This is a genomic window from Cupriavidus gilardii, from assembly GCF_013347325.1.
Taxonomy (GTDB): domain Bacteria; phylum Pseudomonadota; class Gammaproteobacteria; order Burkholderiales; family Burkholderiaceae; genus Cupriavidus; species Cupriavidus gilardii.
Genome location: NZ_CP054626.1, coordinates 2,946,908 through 2,970,475 on the forward strand (window position 1 = coordinate 2,946,908; position 23,568 = coordinate 2,970,475).

At 66.3% G+C, this 23,568-nt stretch carries 19 protein-coding genes and 3 pseudogenes; 15 read left to right on the top strand and 7 right to left on the bottom strand.

Annotated elements, in window-relative coordinates:
• Positions 1-13 precede the first annotated feature (13 nt).
• Positions 14-910 carry a DODA-type extradiol aromatic ring-opening family dioxygenase gene (locus FOB47_RS23480; RefSeq protein ID WP_082371566.1) on the bottom strand — a complete coding sequence of 299 codons (897 nt, stop codon included), beginning with the start codon at positions 908-910 and terminating at the stop codon, positions 14-16.
• 237 nt (positions 911-1,147) lie between these two features.
• Between FOB47_RS23480 and FOB47_RS23485 the strand changes: the two genes are divergently transcribed.
• A complete protein-coding gene (locus FOB47_RS23485) occupies positions 1,148-1,795 on the top strand; it encodes a DNA-3-methyladenine glycosylase I (RefSeq protein WP_053823227.1) in 648 nt (215 codons plus the stop codon).
• A 409-nt stretch (positions 1,796-2,204) separates the two neighbouring features.
• Here the strand turns inward: FOB47_RS23485 and FOB47_RS23490 are convergent, their stop codons facing one another.
• The gene (locus FOB47_RS23490) at positions 2,205-3,167 is read right to left on the bottom strand and encodes a DUF808 domain-containing protein (protein ID WP_174782217.1); all 963 of its coding nucleotides are present in this window, start codon (positions 3,165-3,167) and stop codon (positions 2,205-2,207) included.
• Between the two features lie 296 nt (positions 3,168-3,463).
• Here FOB47_RS23490 and FOB47_RS23495 point away from each other — a divergent pair, with 296 nt between their 5' ends.
• Genes FOB47_RS23495 through FOB47_RS23510 form a run of 4 tightly spaced genes read left to right on the top strand, consistent with a single transcriptional unit; the run spans position 3,464 to position 9,350 of the window.
• Entirely contained in the window at positions 3,464-6,718 is a 3,255-nt protein-coding gene (locus tag FOB47_RS23495; protein ID WP_174782218.1) for a response regulator, read from the top strand.
• A complete protein-coding gene (locus tag FOB47_RS23500; protein ID WP_226994783.1) occupies positions 6,700-7,593 on the top strand; it encodes a CheR family methyltransferase in 894 nt (297 codons plus the stop codon). The genes FOB47_RS23495 and FOB47_RS23500 overlap by 19 nt, the downstream gene beginning before the upstream one ends.
• A 7-nt stretch (positions 7,594-7,600) precedes the next feature.
• Positions 7,601-8,245, top strand: coding sequence for a chemotaxis protein CheB (locus FOB47_RS23505; RefSeq protein ID WP_174782219.1), 645 nt, complete (start codon positions 7,601-7,603; stop codon positions 8,243-8,245).
• A gap of 10 nt (positions 8,246-8,255) precedes the next feature.
• On the top strand, positions 8,256-9,350 hold the full coding sequence (locus FOB47_RS23510; RefSeq protein ID WP_174782220.1) for a hybrid sensor histidine kinase/response regulator: 1,095 nt from the start codon (positions 8,256-8,258) through the stop codon (positions 9,348-9,350).
• Between the two features lie 25 nt (positions 9,351-9,375).
• Here FOB47_RS23510 and FOB47_RS23515 read toward each other — a convergent pair.
• Positions 9,376-10,234 (bottom strand): annotated as a pseudogene (locus tag FOB47_RS23515) (IclR family transcriptional regulator).
• Between the two features lie 154 nt (positions 10,235-10,388).
• Between FOB47_RS23515 and FOB47_RS23520 the strand changes: the two are divergent.
• Positions 10,389-12,146: a GMC family oxidoreductase gene (locus FOB47_RS23520; RefSeq protein ID WP_174782221.1), complete on the top strand. Its 1,758-nt coding sequence runs from the start codon at positions 10,389-10,391 to the stop codon at positions 12,144-12,146.
• Between the two features lie 142 nt (positions 12,147-12,288).
• Entirely contained in the window at positions 12,289-13,626 is a 1,338-nt protein-coding gene (locus FOB47_RS23525; protein WP_174782222.1) for an MFS transporter, read from the top strand.
• A 3-nt stretch (positions 13,627-13,629) separates the two neighbouring features.
• On the opposite strand, the gene FOB47_RS23530 is transcribed toward FOB47_RS23525, so the two are convergent.
• Together FOB47_RS23530 and FOB47_RS23535 are read right to left on the bottom strand one after the other, a co-directional pair.
• Positions 13,630-14,400, bottom strand: a complete 771-nt coding sequence (locus FOB47_RS23530; protein ID WP_174782223.1) for a DUF6338 family protein — start codon at positions 14,398-14,400, stop codon at positions 13,630-13,632.
• Between the two features lie 2 nt (positions 14,401-14,402).
• Positions 14,403-14,582 carry a hypothetical protein gene (locus tag FOB47_RS23535; protein ID WP_053822719.1) on the bottom strand — a complete coding sequence of 60 codons (180 nt, stop codon included), beginning with the start codon at positions 14,580-14,582 and terminating at the stop codon, positions 14,403-14,405.
• Between the two features lie 86 nt (positions 14,583-14,668).
• Between FOB47_RS23535 and FOB47_RS23540 the strand changes: the two are divergent.
• Positions 14,669-15,212 (top strand): annotated as a pseudogene (locus FOB47_RS23540) (MFS transporter); the annotation flags it as partial.
• A gap of 112 nt (positions 15,213-15,324) precedes the next feature.
• Here FOB47_RS23540 and FOB47_RS23545 read toward each other — a convergent pair.
• On the bottom strand, positions 15,325-16,188 hold the full coding sequence (locus tag FOB47_RS23545) for a DUF3800 domain-containing protein (protein WP_174782224.1): 864 nt from the start codon (positions 16,186-16,188) through the stop codon (positions 15,325-15,327).
• Positions 16,189-16,528: 340 nt separating this feature from the next.
• On the opposite strand from FOB47_RS23545, the gene FOB47_RS23550 reads away from it, so the two are divergent.
• Both FOB47_RS23550 and FOB47_RS26045 read left to right on the top strand, forming a co-directional pair.
• On the top strand, positions 16,529-16,891 hold the full coding sequence (locus FOB47_RS23550; RefSeq protein WP_087778990.1) for a helix-turn-helix transcriptional regulator: 363 nt from the start codon (positions 16,529-16,531) through the stop codon (positions 16,889-16,891).
• Positions 16,875-17,441: a helix-turn-helix domain-containing protein gene (locus FOB47_RS26045; protein ID WP_198951288.1), complete on the top strand. Its 567-nt coding sequence runs from the start codon at positions 16,875-16,877 to the stop codon at positions 17,439-17,441. Before FOB47_RS23550 ends, FOB47_RS26045 begins: the two co-directional genes overlap by 17 nt.
• Here FOB47_RS26045 and FOB47_RS23560 read toward each other — a convergent pair.
• Positions 17,423-18,538, bottom strand: coding sequence for a Fic family protein (locus FOB47_RS23560; RefSeq protein WP_174782225.1), 1,116 nt, complete (start codon positions 18,536-18,538; stop codon positions 17,423-17,425). The genes FOB47_RS26045 and FOB47_RS23560 overlap by 19 nt on opposite strands.
• A gap of 251 nt (positions 18,539-18,789) precedes the next feature.
• On the opposite strand from FOB47_RS23560, the gene FOB47_RS23565 reads away from it, so the two are divergent.
• The 5 genes and pseudogenes from FOB47_RS23565 (at position 18,790) to FOB47_RS23585 (ending at position 23,565) form a co-directional block, all read left to right on the top strand.
• Positions 18,790-19,869, top strand: coding sequence for a helix-turn-helix domain-containing protein (locus tag FOB47_RS23565; protein ID WP_087778994.1), 1,080 nt, complete (start codon positions 18,790-18,792; stop codon positions 19,867-19,869).
• Positions 19,870-20,218: 349 nt separating this feature from the next.
• Positions 20,219-20,431 (top strand): annotated as a pseudogene (locus FOB47_RS26050) (chromosome partitioning protein ParB); the annotation flags it as partial.
• Positions 20,428-21,312, top strand: coding sequence for a plasmid partitioning protein RepB C-terminal domain-containing protein (locus FOB47_RS23575; protein ID WP_174782227.1), 885 nt, complete (start codon positions 20,428-20,430; stop codon positions 21,310-21,312). The pseudogene FOB47_RS26050 and the gene FOB47_RS23575, both read left to right, overlap by 4 nt.
• Positions 21,313-22,683 (top strand): YfjI family protein, encoded by a 1,371-nt coding sequence (locus FOB47_RS23580; RefSeq protein WP_244959374.1) that lies wholly within the window; start codon positions 21,313-21,315, stop codon positions 22,681-22,683.
• Positions 22,684-22,872: 189 nt separating this feature from the next.
• The gene (locus FOB47_RS23585) at positions 22,873-23,565 is read left to right on the top strand and encodes a hypothetical protein (RefSeq protein ID WP_174782228.1); all 693 of its coding nucleotides are present in this window, start codon (positions 22,873-22,875) and stop codon (positions 23,563-23,565) included.
• Positions 23,566-23,568: the final 3 nt, after the last annotated feature.

Below are 23,568 nucleotides of genomic sequence, written 5' to 3' on the forward strand. Positions count from 1 at the left end.
GCCGCCACCATACTCAAGCCGCTGCGGCCACGCCCATGCCGTCGAAGACGAAGGTGTCCATCGCCAGCACGCCGTAGGTCACCGCGTCGGTCGCGCGCACGACCTCCGCCGCCCTGGCGGGGGCAGGCGAGCCAGCGTTTGCAGGGCCTGCGTTGGCGCCGACGGGCCCCAGCGCGGCCCCCAGCGCGACGAAGAACGGCAGCAGATGCTCGTCGGTCGGGTGGGCCCGGCGCGCATGCGGCGCCTCGCTGCGGTAGCGTGAAATGCGCGCGGTATCGCCGCTGCGCAGCGCCTCGTCCAGCGCCTCGACCATCCAGCCGCGAAACGCCTCGACATAGGGCTCGGCCGCGCCGCCATGCTGGACCGGCCGTTCCTCGCCGAACACCTCGCGCAGGTTATGCGTGAAGCTGCCGGAGCCGACCACCAGCACGCCCTCGTCGCGCAGCGGCGCCAGCGCGCGGCCGATCTCGATCTGCACGGCCGGGTCCAGGTAGGGGTTCAGCGCCAGCTGCACCACCGGCACGTCGGCTTTCGGGAAGAAATACCGCATCGGCAGCCAGGCGCCGTGATCGAGCGGCCTGGCTTCGTCCAGCGCGACAAAGCCCGCGCCCGGGATGCCGGCGGCCTCGATCAGCGCCTTGACGCGCCCCGCCAGCGCGGGAGAACCCGGCGCGTCGTAGCGCAGCGCATAAAGCTCCGGCGGGAAGCCGCCGAAGTCGTGCCACGCCTGCTGCCGCTCGGCGGTGGTCACGGCCAGCGTGCTGTAGATCCAGTGCGCCGAGATCACCAGCACCGCGCGCGGCTTCACGGCGCGCAGGCGCTCGCCCAGCGCATCGAACGCCGGGCCGACCGGGCCGGGTTCGATCGCCAGCATCGGCGAGCCGTGGGAGACATAGAGCGCGGGCAGCATGGGGGGTCCTTTCGACATCGTGGGCGGCCTAGTTTGACAAATCCCCACCGCCCGGGCGTGAAGCGTTGCGGACGGGTCGGTCAAATATTTTGAAATTCAGCGTTGCGGCGTGGTCCCCTGCCAGCGGGGGCGAAGTGGCACTAACATGGCGGCTTGCCTGCCGGGTCGCCAGCCCCGGCCGATCGACGCCCTCGAGACAACCCAGACTACCGAGACGACGGAGAGACGATGACCACCATGCCCGCCACCACCAGACCGAAGCAGGCCGGACCGGCGCCCGTCACGCCGCTGCCCCGCTGCGGCTGGTGCGGCACGCTCGAGGACTATTGCCACTACCACGACAACGAGTGGGGGTATCCGGTCGACGACGACCGCCGCCTGTTCGAGAAGCTGTGTCTCGAGGGCTTTCAGGCGGGGCTCAGCTGGCTGACGATCCTGCGCAAGCGCGAGGCCTTCCGCAAGGCGTTCGCCAACTTCGACGTCGAGAAGGTGGCCCGCTTCGGCGAGCGCGACATCGAGCGGCTGCTCGGCGATGCCGGCATCGTGCGCCACCGCGGCAAGATCGAGGCGGCGATCAACAACGCCCAGCGCGCGCTCGAACTGCTCGAGACGGAGTCGTCGCTGGCCGCCTATCTGTGGCGCTACGAGCCCGACCCGAAGAGCCGGCCGGCCGTGCTGACGCCCGAGGTACTGCGCACGATGACGACCTGCCCCGAGGCGACGGCGTTGTCCAAGGACCTGAAGAAGCGCGGCTGGCGCTTCGTCGGGCCGACCACGATGTATGCGCTGATGCAGGCGATGGGCATGGTCAACGACCACCAGCAGGGTTGCTGGGCGCGCGAGGAAGCGCAGCGTAAACGGGCGGCCTTCAAGGTGCCGCGTTGACCGTCGGCCGCCGTGGCCGTATCTGCGGCTGCTGCGGCGACGTGCATAACGTGCGTAAACGCACATCCAGCCTCCGCCCCGCGCAACGGTGCCCCATGGTCTTTAAAGATTGTTTACGTATACGTAGATAGTAGTAGTAGGTAAACGGCGCCCTCGGCAGTGGATAAGGGCGTCGCGCCCTTGCGGCACAAGGCCTGGCGGACCGGATAAACCCCAGGGGAAAACCCGACGTATACGGGATAACCCTGCGCCCCCGCGGAAACGGGTTCGGAACGGGCCGGACTTGTCCGTGCGGGCTCCACAGCTGGCCCACAAGCTGCCCAGCGCTTGTCCCTCGTGCGGCGCACAGGACGGGCACAGGGTTGTCCCCGGAGTTATCCCCAGGGCGCCATTGCCACCTCTGCAGCGTTCAGTGCGAACTCGGCCGCAACGCTCGCCGGCCTCGCTGCACCAGTATCACGCCGGCCAGCACGATCGCACCGGCGATCACGCCGCCGACCAGATTGATCAGCAGCGGTCCCAGCCAGGACAGGAAGGGCCCAACGCCGCCAATGCCGCCAAGCCATTGCGCGGCGCTCTCTTCCAGATGATGCGCCCACGGCAGCCCGTGGACCAGGATGCCGCCGCCGACCAGGAACATCGCGACGGTGCCGGCGACCGACAACGTCTTCATCAGCATCGGCGCCAGCCGCAGCAGGCCGTCCCCGACGCGGCGCGCGAAGCCATTGCCGCGCTCGCTCAGATAGAGGCCGGCGTCGTCGAGCTTGACGATGCCGGCCACCAGCCCGTAGACGCCGACCGTCATCAGCAGGCCGATCGCGGTCAGCACCGCCAGCCGGGTGCCGAACGGCGCGTTGGCGACGGTGCCGAGCGAGATCACGATGATCTCCGCCGACAGGATGAAGTCGGTGCGGACCGCCCCCTTGATCTTTTCCTTTTCCAGCGCGACCAGGTCGACCGCGGGGTTGGACGCCGCTTGCCGCAGCGCGGCGCGTTCGACCGCCTCCCTGGCGCGCTCGGTCGGCTCGGCGTGGCCCGGCAGGAAGCGATGGGCCAGCTTCTCGAAGCCCTCGTAGCAGAGAAACGCGCCGCCGATCATCAGCAGCGGCGTCACCGCCCATGGCGCGAAGGCGCTGATGGCCAGCGCCGCCGGCACCAGGATCACCTTGTTGCGCAGCGATCCGAGCGCCACCGCCCACACCACCGGCAGCTCGCGCTCGGCCTTCAGGCCGGTCACCTGCTGCGCGTTCAGCGCGAGGTCGTCGCCGAGCACGCCCGCGGTCTTGCGCGCGGCGACCTTGCTCATCGTGGCGACGTCGTCCAGGATCGTCGAAATATCGTCGAGCAGCGCAAGCAGGCTGGCACCGGCCATCTCAGCGGTCTCCCTGCGGCAGTTGGCCTGCATCGGTACGGCGATCGAAACTCGGCATGGTTCGGACTCCTGGGGGGTTGGAGAGTCGGCAAGGCGCCGCGGACCGCGGCGGGGACCGCGAGTGGCGCCGCCATCGCGCCATACTGCCATAGCCCGTCGCGCTTCCAGCATGGCGGGCATGTCGGATTTTGTCTGATTTTTTTACGTCACTCGGATCGGTAGCATGGGGCGTCATGCGCAGGCACCGGGCGGCTATTGCGCCGGCGCCACCGCCTTCCCAATCCACCCGGTCGCCCATGCCCCAATCCCTTGCGCGCAGCGATCTGCTGCGTACGCTCGTCATTCCCGTGCTGCTGGCCGCGCTGCTGGTCGCGGACCTGCTGACCCCGCTCGGCGTCGCCGAGTGGATCTTCTATCTGCTGCCGATCTGCCTGTGCGTGTTCGTCGACCGGCCGATGATGCCGCTATGGACGGCCGCCGGGGCGACCCTGCTGATGGCGGCCGGCTATATCTTCTCGCCGGGCGGTGGCGATCCGACCGTCGGCCTGATCAACCGGCTGTGCGGCACCGTGGTGATGTGGTTCCTCGCCGCGGCAATCTATCGCTATATCGCCAGCCAGCTGCAGATGCGCCGCTTTGTCTGGCTGCAGGAGGGCCAGGTGCGCGTGGTCCAGCAGACGCGCGGGCTCGATACGCCTGCCGAGGTCGGCACGGCGCTGCTGCGCGCCCTGGTGCCGCTGGCGCAGGCCCAGGCCGGCGTCGTCTACCGGCTCGAGGACGGCGGCCTGAAGCGGCTCGCCGGTTGGGCCGCGCCGGCCGACACCCCCGAGCACCTGGCGCTGGGCGAGACGCTGGCCGGACAGGCCGCCAGCGAAAACCGGCCGCTCATGGCGCGCGGGCTGTCGTCGCACTATCTGCGCATCGGCTCGGCGCTCGGGCGCGACGTGCCGCAGGCGGTGGTGGCCGCGCCGCTGACTTCGGACGGCCATGTGGTCGGCGTGGTGGAGCTGGCGTTCGCCAGCGCGCAGCCGAAGCTGGACGATACCGTCGAACTGATCGGCCGCGTCGCCGAGGCGGCCGGCGTGGCGCTGACCGCCTCGGCGTATCGCGCCCGGCTGGAGACGCTGCTGGCGCAGACCCAGCGCCAGGCCGAGGAACTGCAGGTCCAGCAGGAAGAACTGCGCGTCTCCAACGAGGAGCTGGAAGAGCGCGGGCGCGCGCTGATGGAATCGCAGGCGCGGCTGGAGACGCAGCAGGCCGAGCTCGAGCAGAGCAATGTCCAGCTGGAGGAGCACACCCAGCTGCTGGAGGCGCAGAAGCGCGACCTGCTGCAGTACCAGGCCGAGCTCGCCGCCGGCGCGCGAGCCCTGGAGCGCGCCAACCAGTACAAGTCCGAGTTCCTGGCCAACATGTCGCACGAGCTGCGGACCCCGCTGAACAGCGCGCTGATCCTGGCCAAGCTGCTGCAGGACAACAAGGAAGGCAACATGACGCCGGAGCAGGTGCGCTATGCCGCCACCATCCATTCGGCCAACACCGACCTGCTGAACCTGATCAACGACATCCTCGACCTGTCCAAGATCGAGGCCGGCCATCTGACGGTGCAGCCCGAGCCGGTCGATATCGAGGCCGTGGTCGGCGGACTCGCGCAAGGCTTCGCGCCGATCGCCGCGCAGAAGTCCGTGCAGTTCCGCATCGAGCGCGCGCCCGGCCTGCCCGCGACGCTGGTCACCGACAACGTGCGTCTGCAGCAGATCCTGCGCAACCTGCTGTCCAACGCCTTCAAGTTCACCGAGCGCGGCGAGGTGGCGCTGTCGGTCACGCGCGATGGCGACGACGGCGTGCGCTTCGCGGTGCGCGATACCGGCATCGGCATCCCGCGCGACAAGCAGGCCATCATCTTCGAGGCCTTCCAGCAGGCCGACGGCACCACCAGCCGGCGCTATGGCGGCACGGGTCTCGGACTGTCGATTTCGCGCCAGCTGGCGCAGCTGCTCAACGGCACGCTGACGGTCGACAGCGAGCCGGGGGCGGGCAGCACCTTCACGCTGACGCTGCCGCTCGAATTCGTCGGCCCGGCCGCGCCGGCGGCGGCGGTCTCGTCGGTGCCGCCGGCCCCGGCCGCGGTGCTCGAAGCGGCGGCGCAGGTCGCGGCCGAGGGCGGCATCGACGTGACCGAGGCCCTCACGTCACCGCAGCCGGCGCCGGTGCCCGACGCGGTCGCCGTCCATTCCGCCGCCGCCCCCGCCGCCGGCGCCAGGCAGCCGCAGACCGCGCCCACCGCGCCGCCGATGACGATCAGCGCGCCGCCGCTGCACACGATGCTGGGCCCGGCGCCGATCGACGACGACCGCAACCGCCGCTCGCGCGGCAACCGCCTGATCCTGGCGATCGAGGACGACGTCGCCTTTGCGCAGATCCTCTACGATCTGGCCCACGAGCTCGACTTCGACTGCCTGCATGCGACCACCGCCCAGCAGGGGCTGGAGCTGGCGCGCGAATACCAGCCCTGCGGCATCCTGCTCGATGTCGCGCTGCCCGACCATTCGGGACTGACGCTGCTCGACTGGCTCAAGCGCGACCCGGCGACGCGCCATATCCCGACCCATCTGGTGTCGATCAGCGACCATGCCGAGGCGGCGCTGCATCGCGGCGCGATCGGCTACACGCTCAAGCCGAGCGGCCGCGACGACCTTGCCAGCGTGATCCGGGAGCTGGAGGCGCGCATGGCGCGCGGCGGCATGCGCACGGTGCTGGTGGTCGAGGACGACGCCACGCTGCGTGACAGCATCCGTGCGCTGCTGCAATCGGCCGATATCGAGATCGTCACGGCCGACACCGTGTCCGCGGCGCTGGCGCGGCTGTCGGAGCGCCGCTTCGACTGCGTGGTGATGGACCTGGCGCTGCCCGACGGCTCGGGCCACGACCTGCTCGAGCAGATGGCGGCCGATGCCTCGTATTCGATGCCGCCGGTGATCGTCTACACGGGCCGGCAGTTGTCGGCGGAGGACGAGCAGCAGCTGCGCCGCCATTCCAAGTCGATCATCATCAAGGGCGCGCGCTCGCCCGAGCGGCTGCTCGACGAGGTCACGCTGTTCCTGCACAGCGTCGAATCGGCGCTGCCGCCCGAACACCAGCGCATGCTGCGCGCGGTGCGCAGCCGCGACGACGCCTTCGAGGGCCGCAGGCTGCTGCTGGTCGAAGACGATGCGCGCAATATCTTCGCGCTGTCCAAGGTCATCGAGCCGCTCGGCGCGCAGGTCGAGATCGCGCGCAACGGCCGCCAGGCCCTTGAAATTCTCGATGGCCGCGACGATATCGACCTGGTGCTGATGGACATCATGATGCCGGAGATGGACGGGCTGACCGCGATGCGGCACATCCGCCAGGATGGCCGCCATGCGCGGCTGCCGATCATCGCGCTGACCGCCAAGGCGATGTCGTCCGACCGCGAGGCCTGCCTGCTGGCCGGCGCGAACGACTACATCGCCAAGCCGATCGATATCGACAAGCTGCTTTCGCTGTGCCGGGTATGGCTGCACGCACGCTGACCCCTCCTGCCCCGCCGTCGTCCGGCCAGGTGCCGGCGGACGATGCGTTCACGGCCGTGCCCGCCGACGACTTCGATATCGAACTGGAACTGCTGCTCGAGGGGATCTTCCGCAAGTACCAGCACGATTTCCGCGGCTATTCGCGCGCCTCGCTGCGCCGCCGGCTGTCGCAGGCGCTGCGCGACCTGAAGCTCGACACGCTGTCGCAGCTGCAGGACCGCATGCTGCGCGATCCGGCGCTGTTCGCCCGGCTGTTCCAGTACCTGACGGTGCAGGTCAGCGAGATGTTCCGCGACCCGTCGTACTTCCGCGCGATCCGCGAGCATGTGGCACCGGTGCTCAAGACCTATCCGTCGATCACGGTATGGGTGGCCGGCTGCAGCAGCGGCGAGGAACTGTGGTCGCTGGCGATCCTGTTCGCCGAGGAGGGCCTGCACGAGCGCACCACCTTCTATGCGACCGACATCAATCCGGCGGCGCTGGCGGAGGCGCGCGCCGGGGTCTACGACGCCGGGCGGCTGCGCGGCTTCGGCCGCAACTACCTGGCCGCGGGCGGCCGGCATTCGCTGGGCGACTACTATCACGCCGCCTATGGCAAGGCGAAGTTCGACGCCGGCCTGGTGTCGCGGGCGGTGTTCGCCGACCACAGCCTGGCCACCGACAGCGTGTTCCAGGAAGCGCAGCTGATCTCGTGCCGCAACGTGCTGATCTACTTCGACCGTACGCTGCAGGACCGCGCGCTCGGGCTGTTCCGCGACGCGCTGGTGCGCCACGGCTTTCTGGGCCTGGGCAGCAAGGAGACACTGCAGTTCAGCGCGCACGCCGAGGCCTTCGAGGCGGTGATGCCTTCGGACAGGCTGTACCGCAAGCGATGAGCGCCGCATGAACGACGCACCGTACGCGCCGCGCGCGGAGCTGAAACCCTCGCCCGAGGCCGTCGTCATCGGCGGCTCGGCCGGCGGCATCGAGGCGCTGAACGTGCTGCTGCCGATGCTGCCGGCGGCCTTCCGTCCGGCGCTGATCGTGGTGCTGCATCTGCGGCCCGATACGCCGAGCCTGCTGCCGCAGCTGTTCTCGCTGCGTTGCGCGCTGCCGGTATGCGAGGCCGAGGACAAGATGCCGGTGCGGCACGGCCACTTGTACCTGGCTCCGCCCGACTACCACCTGCTGGTCGAACGCGACGGCGGGCACGGCGGCGGCCATGGCGGCGCGCCGGCACAGGGCGTGCGGCTCGCGCTGTCGGTCGATCCGCCCGAGCGCTTCTCGCGCCCGTCGATCGACGTGCTGTTCGAGTCCGCCGCGCACGCCTGGCGCGAAGCGCTGATCGGCATCCTGCTCAGCGGCGCCAACGATGACGGCGCACGCGGGCTCGAGACCATCCGCCGCTGCGGCGGACGAACCTGGGTGCAGGCCCCGGATACCGCGTCGGCGGAGACGATGCCGGCGGAGGCGATCGCGCGCGGCGCGGTCGACGAGGTGCTGACCCTGGAAGCGATCGGCAGCCGGCTTCGGCTTGCCGTCCACTGAAAACCCTGCCATGTCCGATCCCATCAAGATCCTGACCGTCGACGACATCGCCAGCAATCTGACCGCGCTGGATGCCGTGCTGGCCCGGCCCGATGTCGAACTGGTGCATGCCAACTCGGGCCCGCAGGCGCTGGACCTGCTGCTGGAGCACGAGTTCGGCCTGGCCATCCTCGACGTGCACATGCCGGGCATGGACGGCTTCGAGCTGGCGGAGCTGATGCGCGGCAGCACCCGGACCAACCATATCCCGATCCTGTTCCTGACCGCGGCCGGCTACGACAGCCAGCGCACCTTCAAGGGCTATGCGACCGGGGCGGTCGACTTCCTCTACAAGCCGCTCGACGCCAACATCCTGGCCGCCAAGGTCGACGTGTTCGTGCAGCTGGCGCGGCAGAAGCAGCAGCTGGCCGAGCAGCTCGCCACCACGCAGCGGCTGCTGAAGGCCAACGAGATGCTGATGGCGGTGCTGGCGCACGACCTGCGCACGCCGCTGTCGGCGATCCTGGCCTCGACCTCCTTCCTCGAGCGCTTCTGCCACGATGAGAAGACCGCGCCGGCGGTCGAGCGCATCCGCCGCAGCGGCACGCGCATGGTGCGCATGGTCGATCAGCTGCTCGATGTCGCGCGGCTGCACGGCGGCCGCATGCAGCCCTCGCTGCAGCGCGAGGACCTGCATGCGCTGTGCGCGGCGATCGTCGACGAACACGAGAGCCGGCACGGCAAGGGCCGGCTGCTGCTGGAACGCTTCGGCGATACGGTCGCCACGGTCGACCCCGGGCTGCTGTCGCAGGTGCTGGCCAATCTGATCGGCAACGCGCTGCAGCATGGCGACGCCGCGGTGCCGGTGCGCGTGCGCATCGAGGGCGGCGATGCACGCGTGACGGTCGCGGTCAGCAACGGCGGGACGATCCCGCCCGATCTTCTGCCGCATCTGTTCGACGCCTTCCGCTCGGGGCGCTCCGCGACGGAATCGGAGGGGCTCGGGCTGGGCCTGCATATCGCGCGCGAGCTGGCGATGCTGCATGGCGGCGATATCGAGGTGGTGTCGCGCGAGGGGGCAGGGACGACCTTCACGGTGTGGGTGCCGCGGCAGGGGGGTGTGTAGCGGTTCGCTGGTCTCGGCGCGCTGGTCATTCAGTCCGTAATACCCGCGCCATCTGCTGCGCCGCCTCCTGCAGCACCGGCACCGCCCGCAGCAGCCCTTCCAGCGGTACGCGCGCGGTCGGCGCATGGCAGGCGATCGCCGCCAGCACCGGGCGCGCGCTGGCGGCGCGCCGTGCCGTTCGCCTCCGATCCCAACTCGCGCACCGGCACCGCCACCGCCGTCATGCCGCGCACGAATTCCTCGTTGTCGACGCCCATGCCGCGGGCGCCGAGCCGGTCGAGCTCGGCCTCCAGCAACGACAGGTCGGCCAGCGTGCGCGGCGTATTGCGCGTCAGCACCAGCCGCTGCAGCGTCTGCTGCCGCTCCAGCCGGCTCATCGCCGACAGGAACAGCTTGCCGCTGGCGGTGCAGTGCAGCGGCACATGGATGCCCGGCGACAGCTGCAGCCGCAGCGGCTCGTGCGTTTCGACGCGTTCGACATAGAGCACGCGATCGCCGTCCAGCGCGGTCAGATTGCAGGTCTCCCCCAACGCCGCCACCAGCCGGCCCAGGATCGCGCGGCATTCGCGCAGCACCGGCGGGCTGCGCAAGGTCTGCAGCGCCAGCCCCGCGGCCCGCGGTCCCGGCACGAAGCCGCGCTCGGCCGGCATCTGCAGCACGAAGCCGGCGTGCTCCATCGCCGCCAGCAAGCGCATCAGCGTGGTCTTGGGCACGTGCAGGCGCTGCGACAGTTGTGCCAAGGTCTGCGGATGCTGGGCGCGCGCGAGCGCATCGAGCACCATCAGCACCCGCAGGCTGCGCGCGTCCTCCTCGGCCGCCCGGGGGTCCGACGCGCTATCTGCTGCACTGCGATTCTGAAACGGAATTTGCACGTTCTGTTTCACTTTCCGCGCCTCCACGCGTATTGCCTTTTCATTTTCGGGTCGGCAAATAAAATCGGGACAATTCGTTCCATTATAAGAACGTTGCTCGCAGGCCCCGGCGCCAATCCGCTTCGGACAAACCCTGCCCGCAACACCCGACCAGGAGACAGCGACGATGTCGCAAACCGTTGACTACATCGTGGTGGGCGCCGGCTCGGCCGGCTGTGTGCTGGCCAACCGGCTCAGCGAGGATGGCCGCCACGCGGTGTGCCTGCTCGAGGCCGGACCGCCGGACCGCTACCCGTGGATCCATATCCCGATCGGCTACGGCAAGACGATGTTCCACAAGGAGGTCAACTGGGGCTTCCATACCGACCCCGACCCGAACATGCTGAACCGGCGCATCTACTGGCCGCGCGGCCGCACGCTCGGCGGCAGCAGCGCGATCAACGGCCTGATCTACGTGCGCGGGCAACGCGAGGACTACGACCACTGGGCCGCGCTAGGCAATCGCGGCTGGAGCTGGGACGACTGCCTGCCCTACTTCCGCAAGCTCGAGAACAACGACCTCGGCCCCGGCCCGACGCGTGGCACCGATGGGCCGCTGAACGCGACCTCGATCGATCGGCGCCATCCGCTGGTCGATGCCTTCATCGAAGCCGGCCAGTCGCTCGGCCTGCCGCACAAGGCCGATTTCAATACCGGCGACCAGGAAGGCGTCGGCTACTACCAGCTGACCACGCGCAAGGGCTGGCGCTGCTCGACCGCGGTGGCCTATCTGCGGCCGGCGCAGTCGCGCCCCAACCTGCGCATCGAGACCGGCGCGCATACGACCGCGATCCTGTTCGAAGGGCGGCGCGCGGTCGGCGTGCGCTATATGCAGAACGGCCGCCAGCACGTGCTGCGCGCGTGCCGCGAAGTGTTGCTGTGCGCGGGCGCGCTGCAGTCGCCGCAGCTGCTGCAGCTGTCCGGCATCGGCCCATCGGCCCTGCTGCGCGAGTTCGGCGTGCCGGTGGTGCACGCGCTGCCCGGCGTCGGCGAAAACCTGCAGGACCATCTGCAAATCCGGCTGATCTACCAGGTGGCGCGGCCGATCACCACCAACGACCAGTTGCGCTCGCTGTTCGGCAAGGCCCGCATGGGGCTCGAATGGTTGTTGTGGCGGCAAGGGCCGCTGGCGATCGGCATCAACCAGGGCGCGATGTTCTGCCGGGTGCTGCCGCAGGAAAGCGCGACGCCAGACACGCAATTCCACTTCGCGACGCTGTCGGCCGACATGGCGGGGGGCCAGGTCCATCCGTTCTCGGGCTGCACCTATTCGGTCTGCCAGCTGCGGCCCGAATCGCGCGGCACCGTGCGGATCCGCTCGACCGATCCGTTCACGCCGCCGTCGATGCAGCCCAACTATCTGTCGGCCGAGCTGGACCGGCGCAGCGCGATCGCCTCGGTCCGCTTCGCCCGCCGCGTGGCACAGACCGAGCCGATGCGCTCGCTGATGCAGGCCGAGTTCCGGCCCGGCGACGCGGTGCAGTCGGACGACGAGATCCTGCATTTCTGCCGCGAGTACGGCGCCACCATCTTCCATCCGTCGGGCACCGCCAGGATGGGCCCGGCCAGCGATCCGCTCGCGGTGGTCGACGAGCGGCTGCGCGTGCCTGGCGTTGCGGGGCTGCGCGTGGTCGATTGCTCGGTGATGCCGACGCTGGTGTCGGGCAACACCAATGTGCCGGTGGTGATGATGGCCGAGCGCGCGGCGGACTTCATTCGGGAGGATGCGCGGGCCGAGACCGTCAGCGAGATCGTCGGCGCGACGGCGGCCGGTTCCGCCCGGGTCGAACGCGTGCCGGAGCATCAAGCCGAACGCGATACCGAGCGCCAGGCTGAGGCCGGGACCGAACGCCAACCCGAGCGCCGCATCACCGAGCCGGTCTGACCCCGGCCCGCCATCGCGCCGCCCACGCATATCGCAGCGAACCCGGGCTCGGTTCGCTGCGCAACCGAAGGCCGAGCCCCAGCAGCGCGAGCGCCCGCATACTCATTCGACCAAGGGCGCCGTCCACCCAAAGGAGACAAGCATGGCAAGCCCCAACGAGCAGGCGGTACGCAAGGTCGCGATGGCCGCAGTGATCGGCGCCACCATCGAGTGGTACGACTTCTTCCTGTACGGCGTCGTCGCCGGCATCGTGTTCAACAAGCTGTATTTCCCGGCCGGCGATCCGGTGGTCGCCACCATGCTGGCCTACACCACCTTCGCGGTGGGCTTCGTCACGCGGCCGCTCGGCGGCGTCATCTTCGGCCACTTCGGCGATCGCGTCGGCCGCAAGAGCATGCTGGTGATCACGCTGATGATCATGGGCATCTCAACCTTCCTGATCGGCCTGGTGCCGACCTACGACAGCATCGGGCTGTGGGCGCCGATCCTGCTGCTGTTGCTGCGCGTGCTGCAGGGCATCGGCCTGGGCGGCGAATGGGGCGGGGCGGTGCTGATGGCCTACGAATACGCGCCGCCGGGCCGCAAGGGCTTCTATGCCTCGCTGCCGCAGATCGGGCTGTCGATCGGCCTGTGCCTGGCCTCGGGCGTGGTGGCACTGCTGTCGCTGACGCTGACCGACGCGCAGTTCCGGAGCTGGGGCTGGCGCGTGGCCTTCCTGATCTCCGCCGGCATGGTCTTCGTCGGCATGTATATCCGGCTGTCGATCAAGGAGACGCCCGAGTTCACCGCGGTCAAGCAGCGCAACGCCGAGACCCGCATTCCCTTCGTCGACATGATGCGGCGCTACCCCGGCAATATCCTTAAGGGCATGGGCGCGCGCTATATCGACGGCGTGTTCTTCAATGTCTTCGGCGTGTTTTCGATCAGCTATTTGACCCAGACGGTGAAGATCAGCCGCACCGAGGCGCTGACCGGCGTGATGGCCGCCGCCATCGTCATGTGTTTCTTCATCCCGTTCTTCGGCCATCTGTCGGACCGGATCGGCCGCACCCGCGTCTACTTCTGGGGATCGCTGATCACCGCGTGCTCGGCCTTCCCCGCGTTCTGGCTGATGCTCAACGGCGGCGGCAACGTGATGCTGCTGTGGCTGGCCATCATCGTGCCGTTCGGCATCTTCTACGCCGCGGTCTACGGTCCCGAGGCGGCGCTGTTCTGCGAGCTGTTCGACGCCAAGGTCCGCTATACCGGCATCTCGTTCGTCTACCAGTTCTCCGGCATCTTCGCGTCGGGCATCACGCCGATCATCGCCACCGCGCTGCTGAAGTCGGGCGAGGGCAAGCCTTGGCAGATCTGTGCGTACGTGATGTTCGCCGGGCTGGTGTCGGCAGTGTCGGCGGCGTTGATCGGGCGGTCGTCGGGGACCGGTGAGGTACGCGAGGCGTCAGGGGTAGCCGCGGCGCCTGCCAGGCCGATGCGTTAAACGTCAACCGTCGGCCAGGGCCGGAGCTGAGGCTTCGGCCTTTTCTTCGACCAGGAACTTGACGTTCAAGGTCGTCCACTCGCTCGAGCGGATCACCAGCCGATTGCCCTCGATCGGGTAGAAGCGCCCGTGCTCCTCCAGGCCGCGTCCACGGTCGTCGGTCAATTTGCGCCGGGACGCGGCCGACAGGATGATCCGCTCGAGTTCCCCATCGCTCTTGAACTCGAAATCCTCCAGCAGGCCGGTGTAGAGATACGACTGGTCCTTCATCGGCACCACGGCGCTGACGACCACCATCGCGCCGTCGCTGATGCCCGAATCGATGCCGCTGAAGAGGTAATACCAGGGCGCCTGCTGCCGGAAAAAGCCGCTCGCCCAGCTGTTCGGATGGTCCAGGTGAAATCGGCTGACCAGCCAGCGGCGCAGCATGGCCAGCGCGAAGGCGAGGCCAAACGTCCCCGCAAAGAAACCGAACACCGGCCAAGGGTGTTCGTTCAGCCATTCATAGCGGTGCGGCGGGACGCTGGCCGCCGCGGTACCGCCTGACAGCATGCGCAAGGCGTCGCCGAGATAAAGCTGGTAGCCGAAATATTCGGTGGCGGCGAGCCCGACCGCGGCATCCACGATCAGCGCCAGCACGATGGACTTGATCGCCGTCGCCCCGAAGGGCGTCATGTCGGCTTCGCGCGCCTCTCTGGCCTGGCTGTAGTGGTGGTAAAGAAAGCCCGGCGTGACCAGGAAAAACAGCAGGATCGCGGGCAGCGCGATGTTCAAGGTCAGCCCTGGGCGGGAATCAGCTTCAGCTTGACCTCGCGCTCAACGCCGTTGGCGGCGTCCCGGATCTTGAACGTCCTGGTGGAGTTCAGCTTCCCGGTGGCAATGAACTCGCGCAGCGCCTTGTCGCTCTCGGGATCGCTGCGGATCAGCTTGACCGTGTTCCTGACAGTGGCTTTCATCGCTTGTCCTCCGATGGGAAAAGTATAGTCGACGTGCCATGGACGGCATCGGAGATAAGCCGACGTGGAAATCAGCCCCTGGAAACAGACTCAGCCGCACCGAAGCGCTGGCCGGCGTGATGGCCGGCGTGATGGCCGCGGCCATCGTCATGTGTTTCTTCATCCCGTTCTTCGGCCACCTGTCGGACCGGATCTGGCGTACCCGCGTCTACGTCTGGGGATCGCTGATCACCGCGTGCTTGGCTTCCCCGCGTTCTGGCTGATGCTCAACGGCGTCGGCAACGTGATGCTGCTGTGGCTGGCCATCATCGTGCCGTTCGGCATCTTCTACGCCGCGGTCTGCGGGCCCGAGGCGGCGCTGTTCTGCGAGCTGCTCGACGCCGAGGCCCGCTATACCGGCTCTCCTTTGTCTACCAGCTCTCCGGCATCTTCGCATCGGGCATCACGCCGATCATCGCCACCGCGCTGCTGAAGTCGGGCGAGGGCAAGCCTTGGCAGATCTGTGCTTACGTGATGTTTGCCGGGTTGGTGTCGGCGGTGTCGGCGGCGTTGATTGAGGCGGTCGGCCGGGACGGGGAAGTTGCGGGGGGGCGGCCGGTAGCGGCGGCGTCAGCCAGGCAAATGCGGTAAGTCGTTCAAGGAGCCAAGGTTACAAGCTTACGTTGTAAATCGCTGGCGCATTGGCATATACTGCGCGCAAGTGGACTGGGAGTTCCCGGTCGGCGTCATGGCCTCGGTGAGATCATCGGGGCCTTTCGCTTTCCTGGGGTGGGAAAATCTTCAGACCCCAGTTCTCGATGCCCTCGCCCAACCGCTCGCGGCCTCCGCTGCAGAAAAACTTGCGCCGGAGTACCTCGAACGCGCGGTTCTCCTGTCCCGGGCGAAGCACACTCATACCGATTGGGCGCGCCACAAGATCCGCCAGTTGAAGGCCAGGTGAATCGACCTTCTTGTCGGCAAAGACGATGTCGAATGGCAACGTCCTTCCAAACCGGTTTGCCCCGTCGCAGATACGCCGGAATTCGAGCTCCAGTTCGTTGTCTTCCTTTTTACCCCGGCATTCGACAATGACGTGGGTAAGCGCGCCATCCTGGTTCTTCTCGAGCATCAGTTCGTAAAGCGTTTCCAGGCAGAATCCCAGCGCCATGTGATAAGGATTACCGTCCTCGCCCCTTCCACGCAGCTTCGCTTTGTCGATGATGCAACTGATCAGGATGAAATTGCTGGATTCAATGATGCCGGTGAGTTCGGATAGGAACGCCTGTTTGTGCTGTCGACTCATGAACTTGAACTCGCCCTTCTCCTTCCGGATTTCGTGTTCATGCAACACGATCGAGTCATGGCCGAAGTGGTTGAACTTGAATTTGTGGAGCGCCGGCACGACCTTTTCGCTGTAGTGCCTTTTGTAGAACACGCAGAACGCAAGGACAAAGAGCGGATAGTGAGGGTCCAACGTCTGCATGCCATGGTCGCCGCTTTCGTCAACGTAGACCACGAAATTGCTGAACCGCCCCGTAGGGGATGTCGCTCCACTCGTATCTTGCGCAGTAGTCGACGATTCGGTATCAAACAACGCGAACTGCTGATGCAACGCCTGCTTGTCCATCCGAGCCACCTCTCAGACCGGCATTGACCCGCAGACCTTGCCGCAGGCCCATACAAAAAAGGGCGCGGATCAAAATCCGCGCCCTTTTGTATTTGGTGGCGTAGTTCAACAAGAAACGAAACCCGCGGTCTCTGCGGGCTTCGTCCCCGGTCGGAAACCGCGCGACCTTCGCGCGATTCCGGGGAAGGATTTCGCGCCCCCGCGTATGCCCACGGCCGGAAGTTTCGAGAGGCCGATTGGCACTCGCAGTCGCCGCCAATGCCGGACACTTCCGAGCCTGCAACTTGGCTTCCTTCGCATTCGTCGCCGTAATGCCCAGCACGAACGACGAAAGGAGCCCATGTTGACCGAACCCGCTTTCACCGAAACCGAGCTGGCACTACGCTGGAACGTCAGCGCCGCGACCCTTCAACGCTGGCGCAGCGATGGCGTCGGCCCACCATACATCAAGCTCTCCAAGGCCATCCGCTATCCGGTGGATGAAATTGTCGCCTATGAACAGGCGAGCCGTCAGGGAATGCCCGCCGACGCAGCCCTGCCGCCATTGATCGCCGACCCGCCGGTCGTCGAACCTCCCGCGCCCGCTGCATCGGAGTCAAAGCGGTACTACCTGAACGAGGCCTTCGCGCTCATCGCGCAGTACGGCAGCCTTGCAGCGGCTGAGGCCGCCCTGACGGAGGCGCACGATGAAACCCAAGGCTGACGCCACTGCCCGTCGCGCCGGCTCCGCCGGCCCTGATGAACCGCCCATCAAGTATCCTGTGCTTAACGAAACGCAGCTGTGCTCGAGGTGGAACCTCTCGCCCAAGACGCTGCAACGCTGGCGCTCGGAAGGCATCGGCCCGCCCGCATGGCACATCAACAGGTCTGTCCGCTACCTCCTGATGGAAGTCGAGGCCTTCGAGCGCAAGGCGCGGGTGACATGGAAATCCAGTGCGGGACGCGCCCTGTCCGAATCTTCGCCCACAGCGCGTGAAGACGCCATCGAGCAGATGATGCAGCAGCGGCCCGCTCGGCGTGACCAGATTTTCTACTCGTGCAAGGCCGTGGCCGACATCACTGGACTACCTGTCTACTGGTTTCAACAGGATCAGGAACGCCAGCGACGTGGCATTCCTTGCTACATCCTAACCAGCGGTGGCGTCATCCGTTTCAGTATCGAAGAAGTCTTCTGCTGGGAGGTGCACCACCTGCGTCCGTGCCGCAGCGATGCGGGCACGTCCGTCGATGCACTTCAGTCCGCCAGCTCGTAGCCGGTGCTGCGCCCGCCGCCCGGTGATTTTTTCAACACGCCTTGGTCCAGCAACTGCGTGATGTCGCGCAGCGCGGTGTCTGGCGAGCACTTGGCGATGGCGGCCCACTTGCTGCTCGTGAGCTTGCCCTCGAAGCCGTCGAGCAGGCGGTTGAGCAGTTTCACTTGCCGCTCGTTCAACGACAGGCCCGCCCAGCGTTGCCAGAAGCGTGCTTTGACTAGCACGGCGTCCAGCGTGGACTGCGCGCTGGCGACCGCGCGCCCGAGTGTGCCGAGAAACCACGACAGCCAGCCGGTGGCGTCGAGCGTGCCCTTCTGCGTGCGCTCCAGCACGTCATAGTAGTCGCGGCGCTCGCGCTGGATCTGGGCCGACAGGCTGTAGAAGCGTTGCGGGCTGCCATCGGCGCGCGCCAGGAACAGGTCGCCCACGGCGCGGGCGATGCGGCCGTTGCCGTCGTCGAAGGGGTGCAGCGTCACGAACCACAGATGCGCCAGCCCGGCCTTGATGAGTGCGGGCTCGCCCGTTTCCTCGTTGGCCCATGCCAAAAACCGCGCCGTCTCGGTGGGCAGCACGTCGGCGGGCGGTGCCTGGAAGTGAACCTTGCGCCGCCCCACCGGACCGGAAACCACCTGCATCGGCCCGGCCGCATCGTCGCGCCAATGCCCCACGGTGAGCCTGTTCATGCCCGAGTACCCGGTTGGGAACAGGGCCGCGTGCCAGCCGAACAGGCGCTCGGCGGTCAGTGGGAAGGCGGCGCGCGAAGTAGCGTCGAGCACCATCTCCACGACGCCTTCGATGTGCCGATCCACCGGGGCGACCGCGCCAATGTCCACGCCCAGACGGCGAGCAATCGAGGAACGCACCGATTCGACGTTCAGCACTTCCCCTTCGATTTCGCTGGTCTTGACCACGTCCTCGGTCAGCGCGGCGAGGCTGGCCTGATCGCGCAGCGTCATGCCCACGTCGGCCAGACGGCCCAGCAGCACGCCCTGGGCGCGGCTGACCTCGGTCAACGGCCCAGTGAGCACCGACAGGTCGTAGCGCCAGTTGGGCCAGTCTTCGGCCTGCCAGATGTAGAGTTTTTCTCCGCTGTCCATGCGGAGATTAAACACCTTATTCGCCGCAAAGGCAAGAGATTAACCGCACAAAGTGCGGAGAATGAAGATGCCAATCGCCGCATCGGTCGAGCGCGTCGTGCCAGATGTTCCTGATTCTCAACGTGATGCGTCCCAGCATGGAAGTGGTCGCCCACGGGTGACGTCGCTGCCGCCTTGGAGGCGTGGGATTCTCTTTGGTTTAAAAATTTGGTAGAATATTGGTCGTTTTAAACTAAACCCAAGGAGGCGTCATGATTGCAGATCGCATTCGTCAAGCACGATTGGCGGCAGGTCTGACCCTGGGTGCCTTGGGTGAACAGGTGGGTGTTTCTCACACCGCCATCCAGAAGTACGAGAAGGGTCTTCTGACCCCCTCATCGTCTCAGCTGCTCAAGCTGGCCCGTGCCTGCGGCATCCGGACCGAGTACTTCTTCCGCACGCATACAGTCGAACTGCTGCAGCCCGAGTTCCGCAAGCTCTCGACCTTTGGCAAGACGGCGCAGGATGCGCTGAAGATTAAGGTCGTCGAGTTGGTGGAAAAACGCGTGGAGTTGCTCGGTGCCTTTCCCGAACTACCGTTCCCGGCGTTTGCACCTCCCGCTAACCTGCCTGAACACGTCGCTTCGTTGGATGAGATCGACGGGTTCTCGGATACGGTTCGCAACGCTTGGCTGTTGGGCATGAACCCGATTGCTGACCTCACCGACACCCTCGAAGGGCTTGGCCTGCTGGTCATCGTGGTCGATGAAGGGAATCCTGGGTTCTCTGGCTTGACGGCCAAGGCGCGAACCGAAGATGGCCGGGAGTATCCGGTCGTGGCTGTCTCCAAGCGCTGGCCCGGTGATCGCCAACGGTTCACCCTTGCGCATGAACTGGGGCACCTGCTGCTCGAAGGACGACTGGCTGACGGCATCGACGAAGAGAAAGCCTGCGACCGTTTCGCTGGTGCATTCTTGGCCCCGCGTGTCGCAGTACTTCAGTTGCTCGGGGAGCAACGCCATGCGCTGGAATGGCAAGAGCTCTATGTGCTCAAACATGAATTTGGCCTATCGATGTCCGGATGGCTGCAGCGCGCCAAACAGTGTGGCGTGATCACCGAGGCCGCCCACCTTTCGATGGTCAAGCGGTTTTCGGCAAAGGGCTGGCGCAAGAACGAGCCGGGCGATCCGCTGCCGCAAGAGCATCCACGACTGTTTGATCAGTTGGTGTACCGCGCCTTGGCCGAACAATACATTTCGGAGGGCAAGGCGGCGGAACTGCTGGGCATCCCGATGATGCGCTTCCACAAAGAACGCCAGTTGGAGTCATCGGATGCGGTTGCTCATCAGTGATGCCAACATCTTGATCGACATGGAAGCAGGAGCGTTGATGGATACGCTCTTTCAGCTTCCGATGCAGTTCGGCATCCCCGACCTGCTGTACTACGAAGAAATTGAGCCAGGCAGCCCGGGCCTTGAAGACCTGGGCTTGCAGATCATGGAGGTCAGCGGCGACTTCGTAGCGTATGCCCAGCAATTGCCAGGCCAGCACAACCATCTGCTTCCGGCGAAAAACGGCCCCAAGCCCAGTCACAACGACTACTTGGCACTGGCGCTTGCGAAGCAGGAGGCCTGCACCCTGCTGACGGGCGACACCAATTTGCGGGTTGTCGCCAGCAAGGAGCAGGTCAACGTCATGGGCAGCCTCGTGCGCAACTACCAGCACGAGGTCGAGCGGCAGAAGCTGATGGTCAAGAAGGCCGAATTCACCCAGCAGCGCCTGCTGTTCGTGATCGAGGCGCTGCGCCAGTTGCTGGCCGACGAGCACTTCTCCAACCTACTTCGCGCCGAAGGCCTGGACACCTTGCCCAAGCAACTGGCCGAGCGCGTCTGGGCTGGAGGTCACGCGGCATGAGTCGCCCGCCGCTGGGGTTCATCCCAGAACCGATCACGCTTGCGCTGGATCGGATTCTGCCGTCGCGCAAGACGCCGGAGGGCTTGAATACCTCGCGCAAGTTCAAGCAGATCATGGCCTCGATGGAAGCGGTCGGACTGATCGAACCCCTGAGCGTGGGCAAGGCGGACAAGGTGACCGGCCAGCACATCCTGCTCGACGGGCACATGCGCCTGCTGGCGCTGCGGCAGCTCGGCTACGTCGACGCACCGTGCCTGATCGCTACCGACGACGAAAGCTACACCTACAACAACCGGATCAACCGCATCTCGTCCATTCAGGAGCACCACATGCTTCGGCGAGCGGTCGAGCGTGGCGTTTCGCCCGAGCGTCTGGCCAAGGCGCTGAACGTGGACATCAGCCAGATCCACAAGAAGGTGAGCCTGCTCGAAGGCATCTGCCCGGAGGCGGTCGAGATGCTGAAGGATCAGCACTTCTCTGCCAACCTCGGTTCGGTGCTGCGCAAACTCAAACCGACCCGGCAGGTCGAGTGCGTGGAATTGATGCTCACTGCCAACAACATGACGGTCGCCTACGCCGAAGCCCTTCTCGCAGCCACGCCGCCGCACCTGCTGGTCAGCGAGAAGCGGCCCCGGAAGATATCCGGCGTCACGGCGGAACAGATGGTGAAGATGGAGCGCGAGATGGGAAACATCCAAGGGCAACTGAAGCTGGTCGAAAAATCCTACGGTCAGGACGTGCTACTCCTGGTCCTGGCACGTGGCTACCTCGGCAAGCTGATCGACAACAAGGCGGTGTTCCGTTTCCTGTCGCAGCGCCAGCCCGACGTGCTGGCCGAGTTCGAGAACATCATCCAGACCGTGGCGCTGGACGGAAAGTGAATGCGACGGATCGGCGATGCCATTCACCGACCGCACGCCACATCACCACCGGACGATGCCGATGACGGCGGAGAGGCGGCGATGGTCGCGCATCGCAATGCGCCCGTGGCCGATCCGGCGTGCCTGTATGGCTTGATCGGCGACGTGGCCCATGCCGGCAGCGAAGGCACGGAAACCAATGCAGTCGCCATCGCAGCCAACTTCATGGCCTATCTGTCCTGCGCGGTCGGGCGCGGCGTGTACCTGCCTGTCGGCAACACCCGCCACCACGCGCGGCTGTTCTGCTTGCATGTCGGGCGCTCGGGCCGTGGCCGCAAGGGCGACGCGGTGTCGCTGGTGTTGCGCATCGATCAGGCGCTGCGCGCGATGGACGAAGGCTTCGCGCCGCAGATTCATCGCGGCGGCCTGTCCAGCCGCGAAGGGTTGGTGGCATTGATGCACGACGGCTACCGGCAAGGCCGCGTGGACGTTCCTGCCATCGAGGACAAGCGGCTGTGGGTGGTCGAATCCGAGTTCGCCAACGTGCTGCATCAGGGACGGCGCGACGGCAACACGCTGTCGGCGGCGCTGCGCGATTGTTGGGATGGCGTCGATCTCAAGCCCGCCACCAAGTCGAATCGACTTTACGCCAGCCACCCGCACGTCTGCTTGAGCGGCGCGATCTCGCCCAGCGAATTGACGGTCCTGATGAGCGCTCGCGAACTCACCAACGGCTTCGCCAACCGCTTCCTGATGATCTGGGCCGAACGCACGCGGATGCTGCCGTTCCCGAAGGAGACGCCGCAGGCGGTGGTGGAGCATCTGGCGCGGAGGACGCTCGAGGTGTTGGCCTTCGTTCGTGCCAATCGGCACGACGAGCGCGACCACCTGCGGATGGAGCTCTCGCCGCAGGCGCAATGGTGCTACGCCCAGCTCTACCGGGGCGAACTGAACGACGATTTCGGCGACGGAGCAGTCGGAGCGTTGCTGGAGCGCCGCGCCCCGATGCTGCTACGGCTGGCGATGCTGATGGCGCTGACCGATCTGCAAAACCGCATCGATGCCCAGCACATCGACGCGGCGACGGCATGGATTCGCCACGCCACGGCATCCGTGCGCTTCGTGTTCGTCAGCGCCGCCGAGGAGGCGAAGCTGGCGCAGGTGCTGGAACTGTCGAACCGCGTGCTGGCCTTCCTGCACGAGCGCGGTCAGGCCACGCGCAGCCAGATCAGTGCGGAATGCTTCAGGGGCAAGGTGCCCAAGGCGCGGATCGACTCCAGCCTGAAGCAACTGCTGGCCTGCACGCCGCCGAAGATCAGCGTGCAGTGGGTCGGGCGCAGCGACGGTGCGCCAGGCGCGCCGCTGCGGGTGTATCGGCTGCCGACGGCGTAGCGGCGGACGGGGGATTTTTCGCTGATTTCGCCGAGGCTAATCAATCGCAAGTGCTTGTCACGGCACTAATTTCGCTGATTTCGCTAATTTCGCGGTGTGCTTTCGTCGATTGCTCTACCATCTGAGAATCAGCAGGGTCGCCCAAAGCATGCGGTGCGATTCGTACCTACAGGCTTGGAGGCAGGTCAGTTGCAGCAGTTGCGATGCTACGGTGATGACAGAAACAAAGGGTTCTGCGTGCATTGCGGCGGGCCAAGCGAAACCGTCGATCATGTCCCGTCGAAAGTTCTCTTGGACGAGCCGTATCCGGAGAACCTCATGGCGACATCAGCGTGCCGCCAATGCAACAACGGCCTTTCGCTGGACGAAGAGTATCTGGCCTGCCTGCTCGAATGCGTCATCGCCGGGGACACCGCGCCCGAAAAGCTGCGCAGGTCCAAGGTCGCTCGCATCTTGCGGGCGAATTCTTCGCTCTTGGCCCGATTGCAACGGGCACGAACGGATGGCGCGGAAGGCCCGGTCTGGACAGCCGAAAACGATCGCGTAAGTCGCGTCGTGCTCAAGTTGGCTCGTTGTCATGCTGCATTTGAGCTCAACGAGCCACAACTCCAGGAGCCATCACATCTCGGGTTCAAGCCGCTTCCGCTCATGACGGAAAAAGAGCGCGCCACCTTCGAACGCGATGACGATGCGCTCGATGCCTGGCCGGAAGTCGGGAGCCGTGCGATGCAGAGGCTGCTTGTGGCCGGCACTGATACTTTCTCCGAGGGATGGTTGGCCGTACAAGAAGGCAACTATCGCTATCGCACCAGCCAAGCCAACGGGTTGACCGTGAGGATCGTGCTTCGGGAATATCTCGGCTGTGAAATCGCCTGGGACTGACCC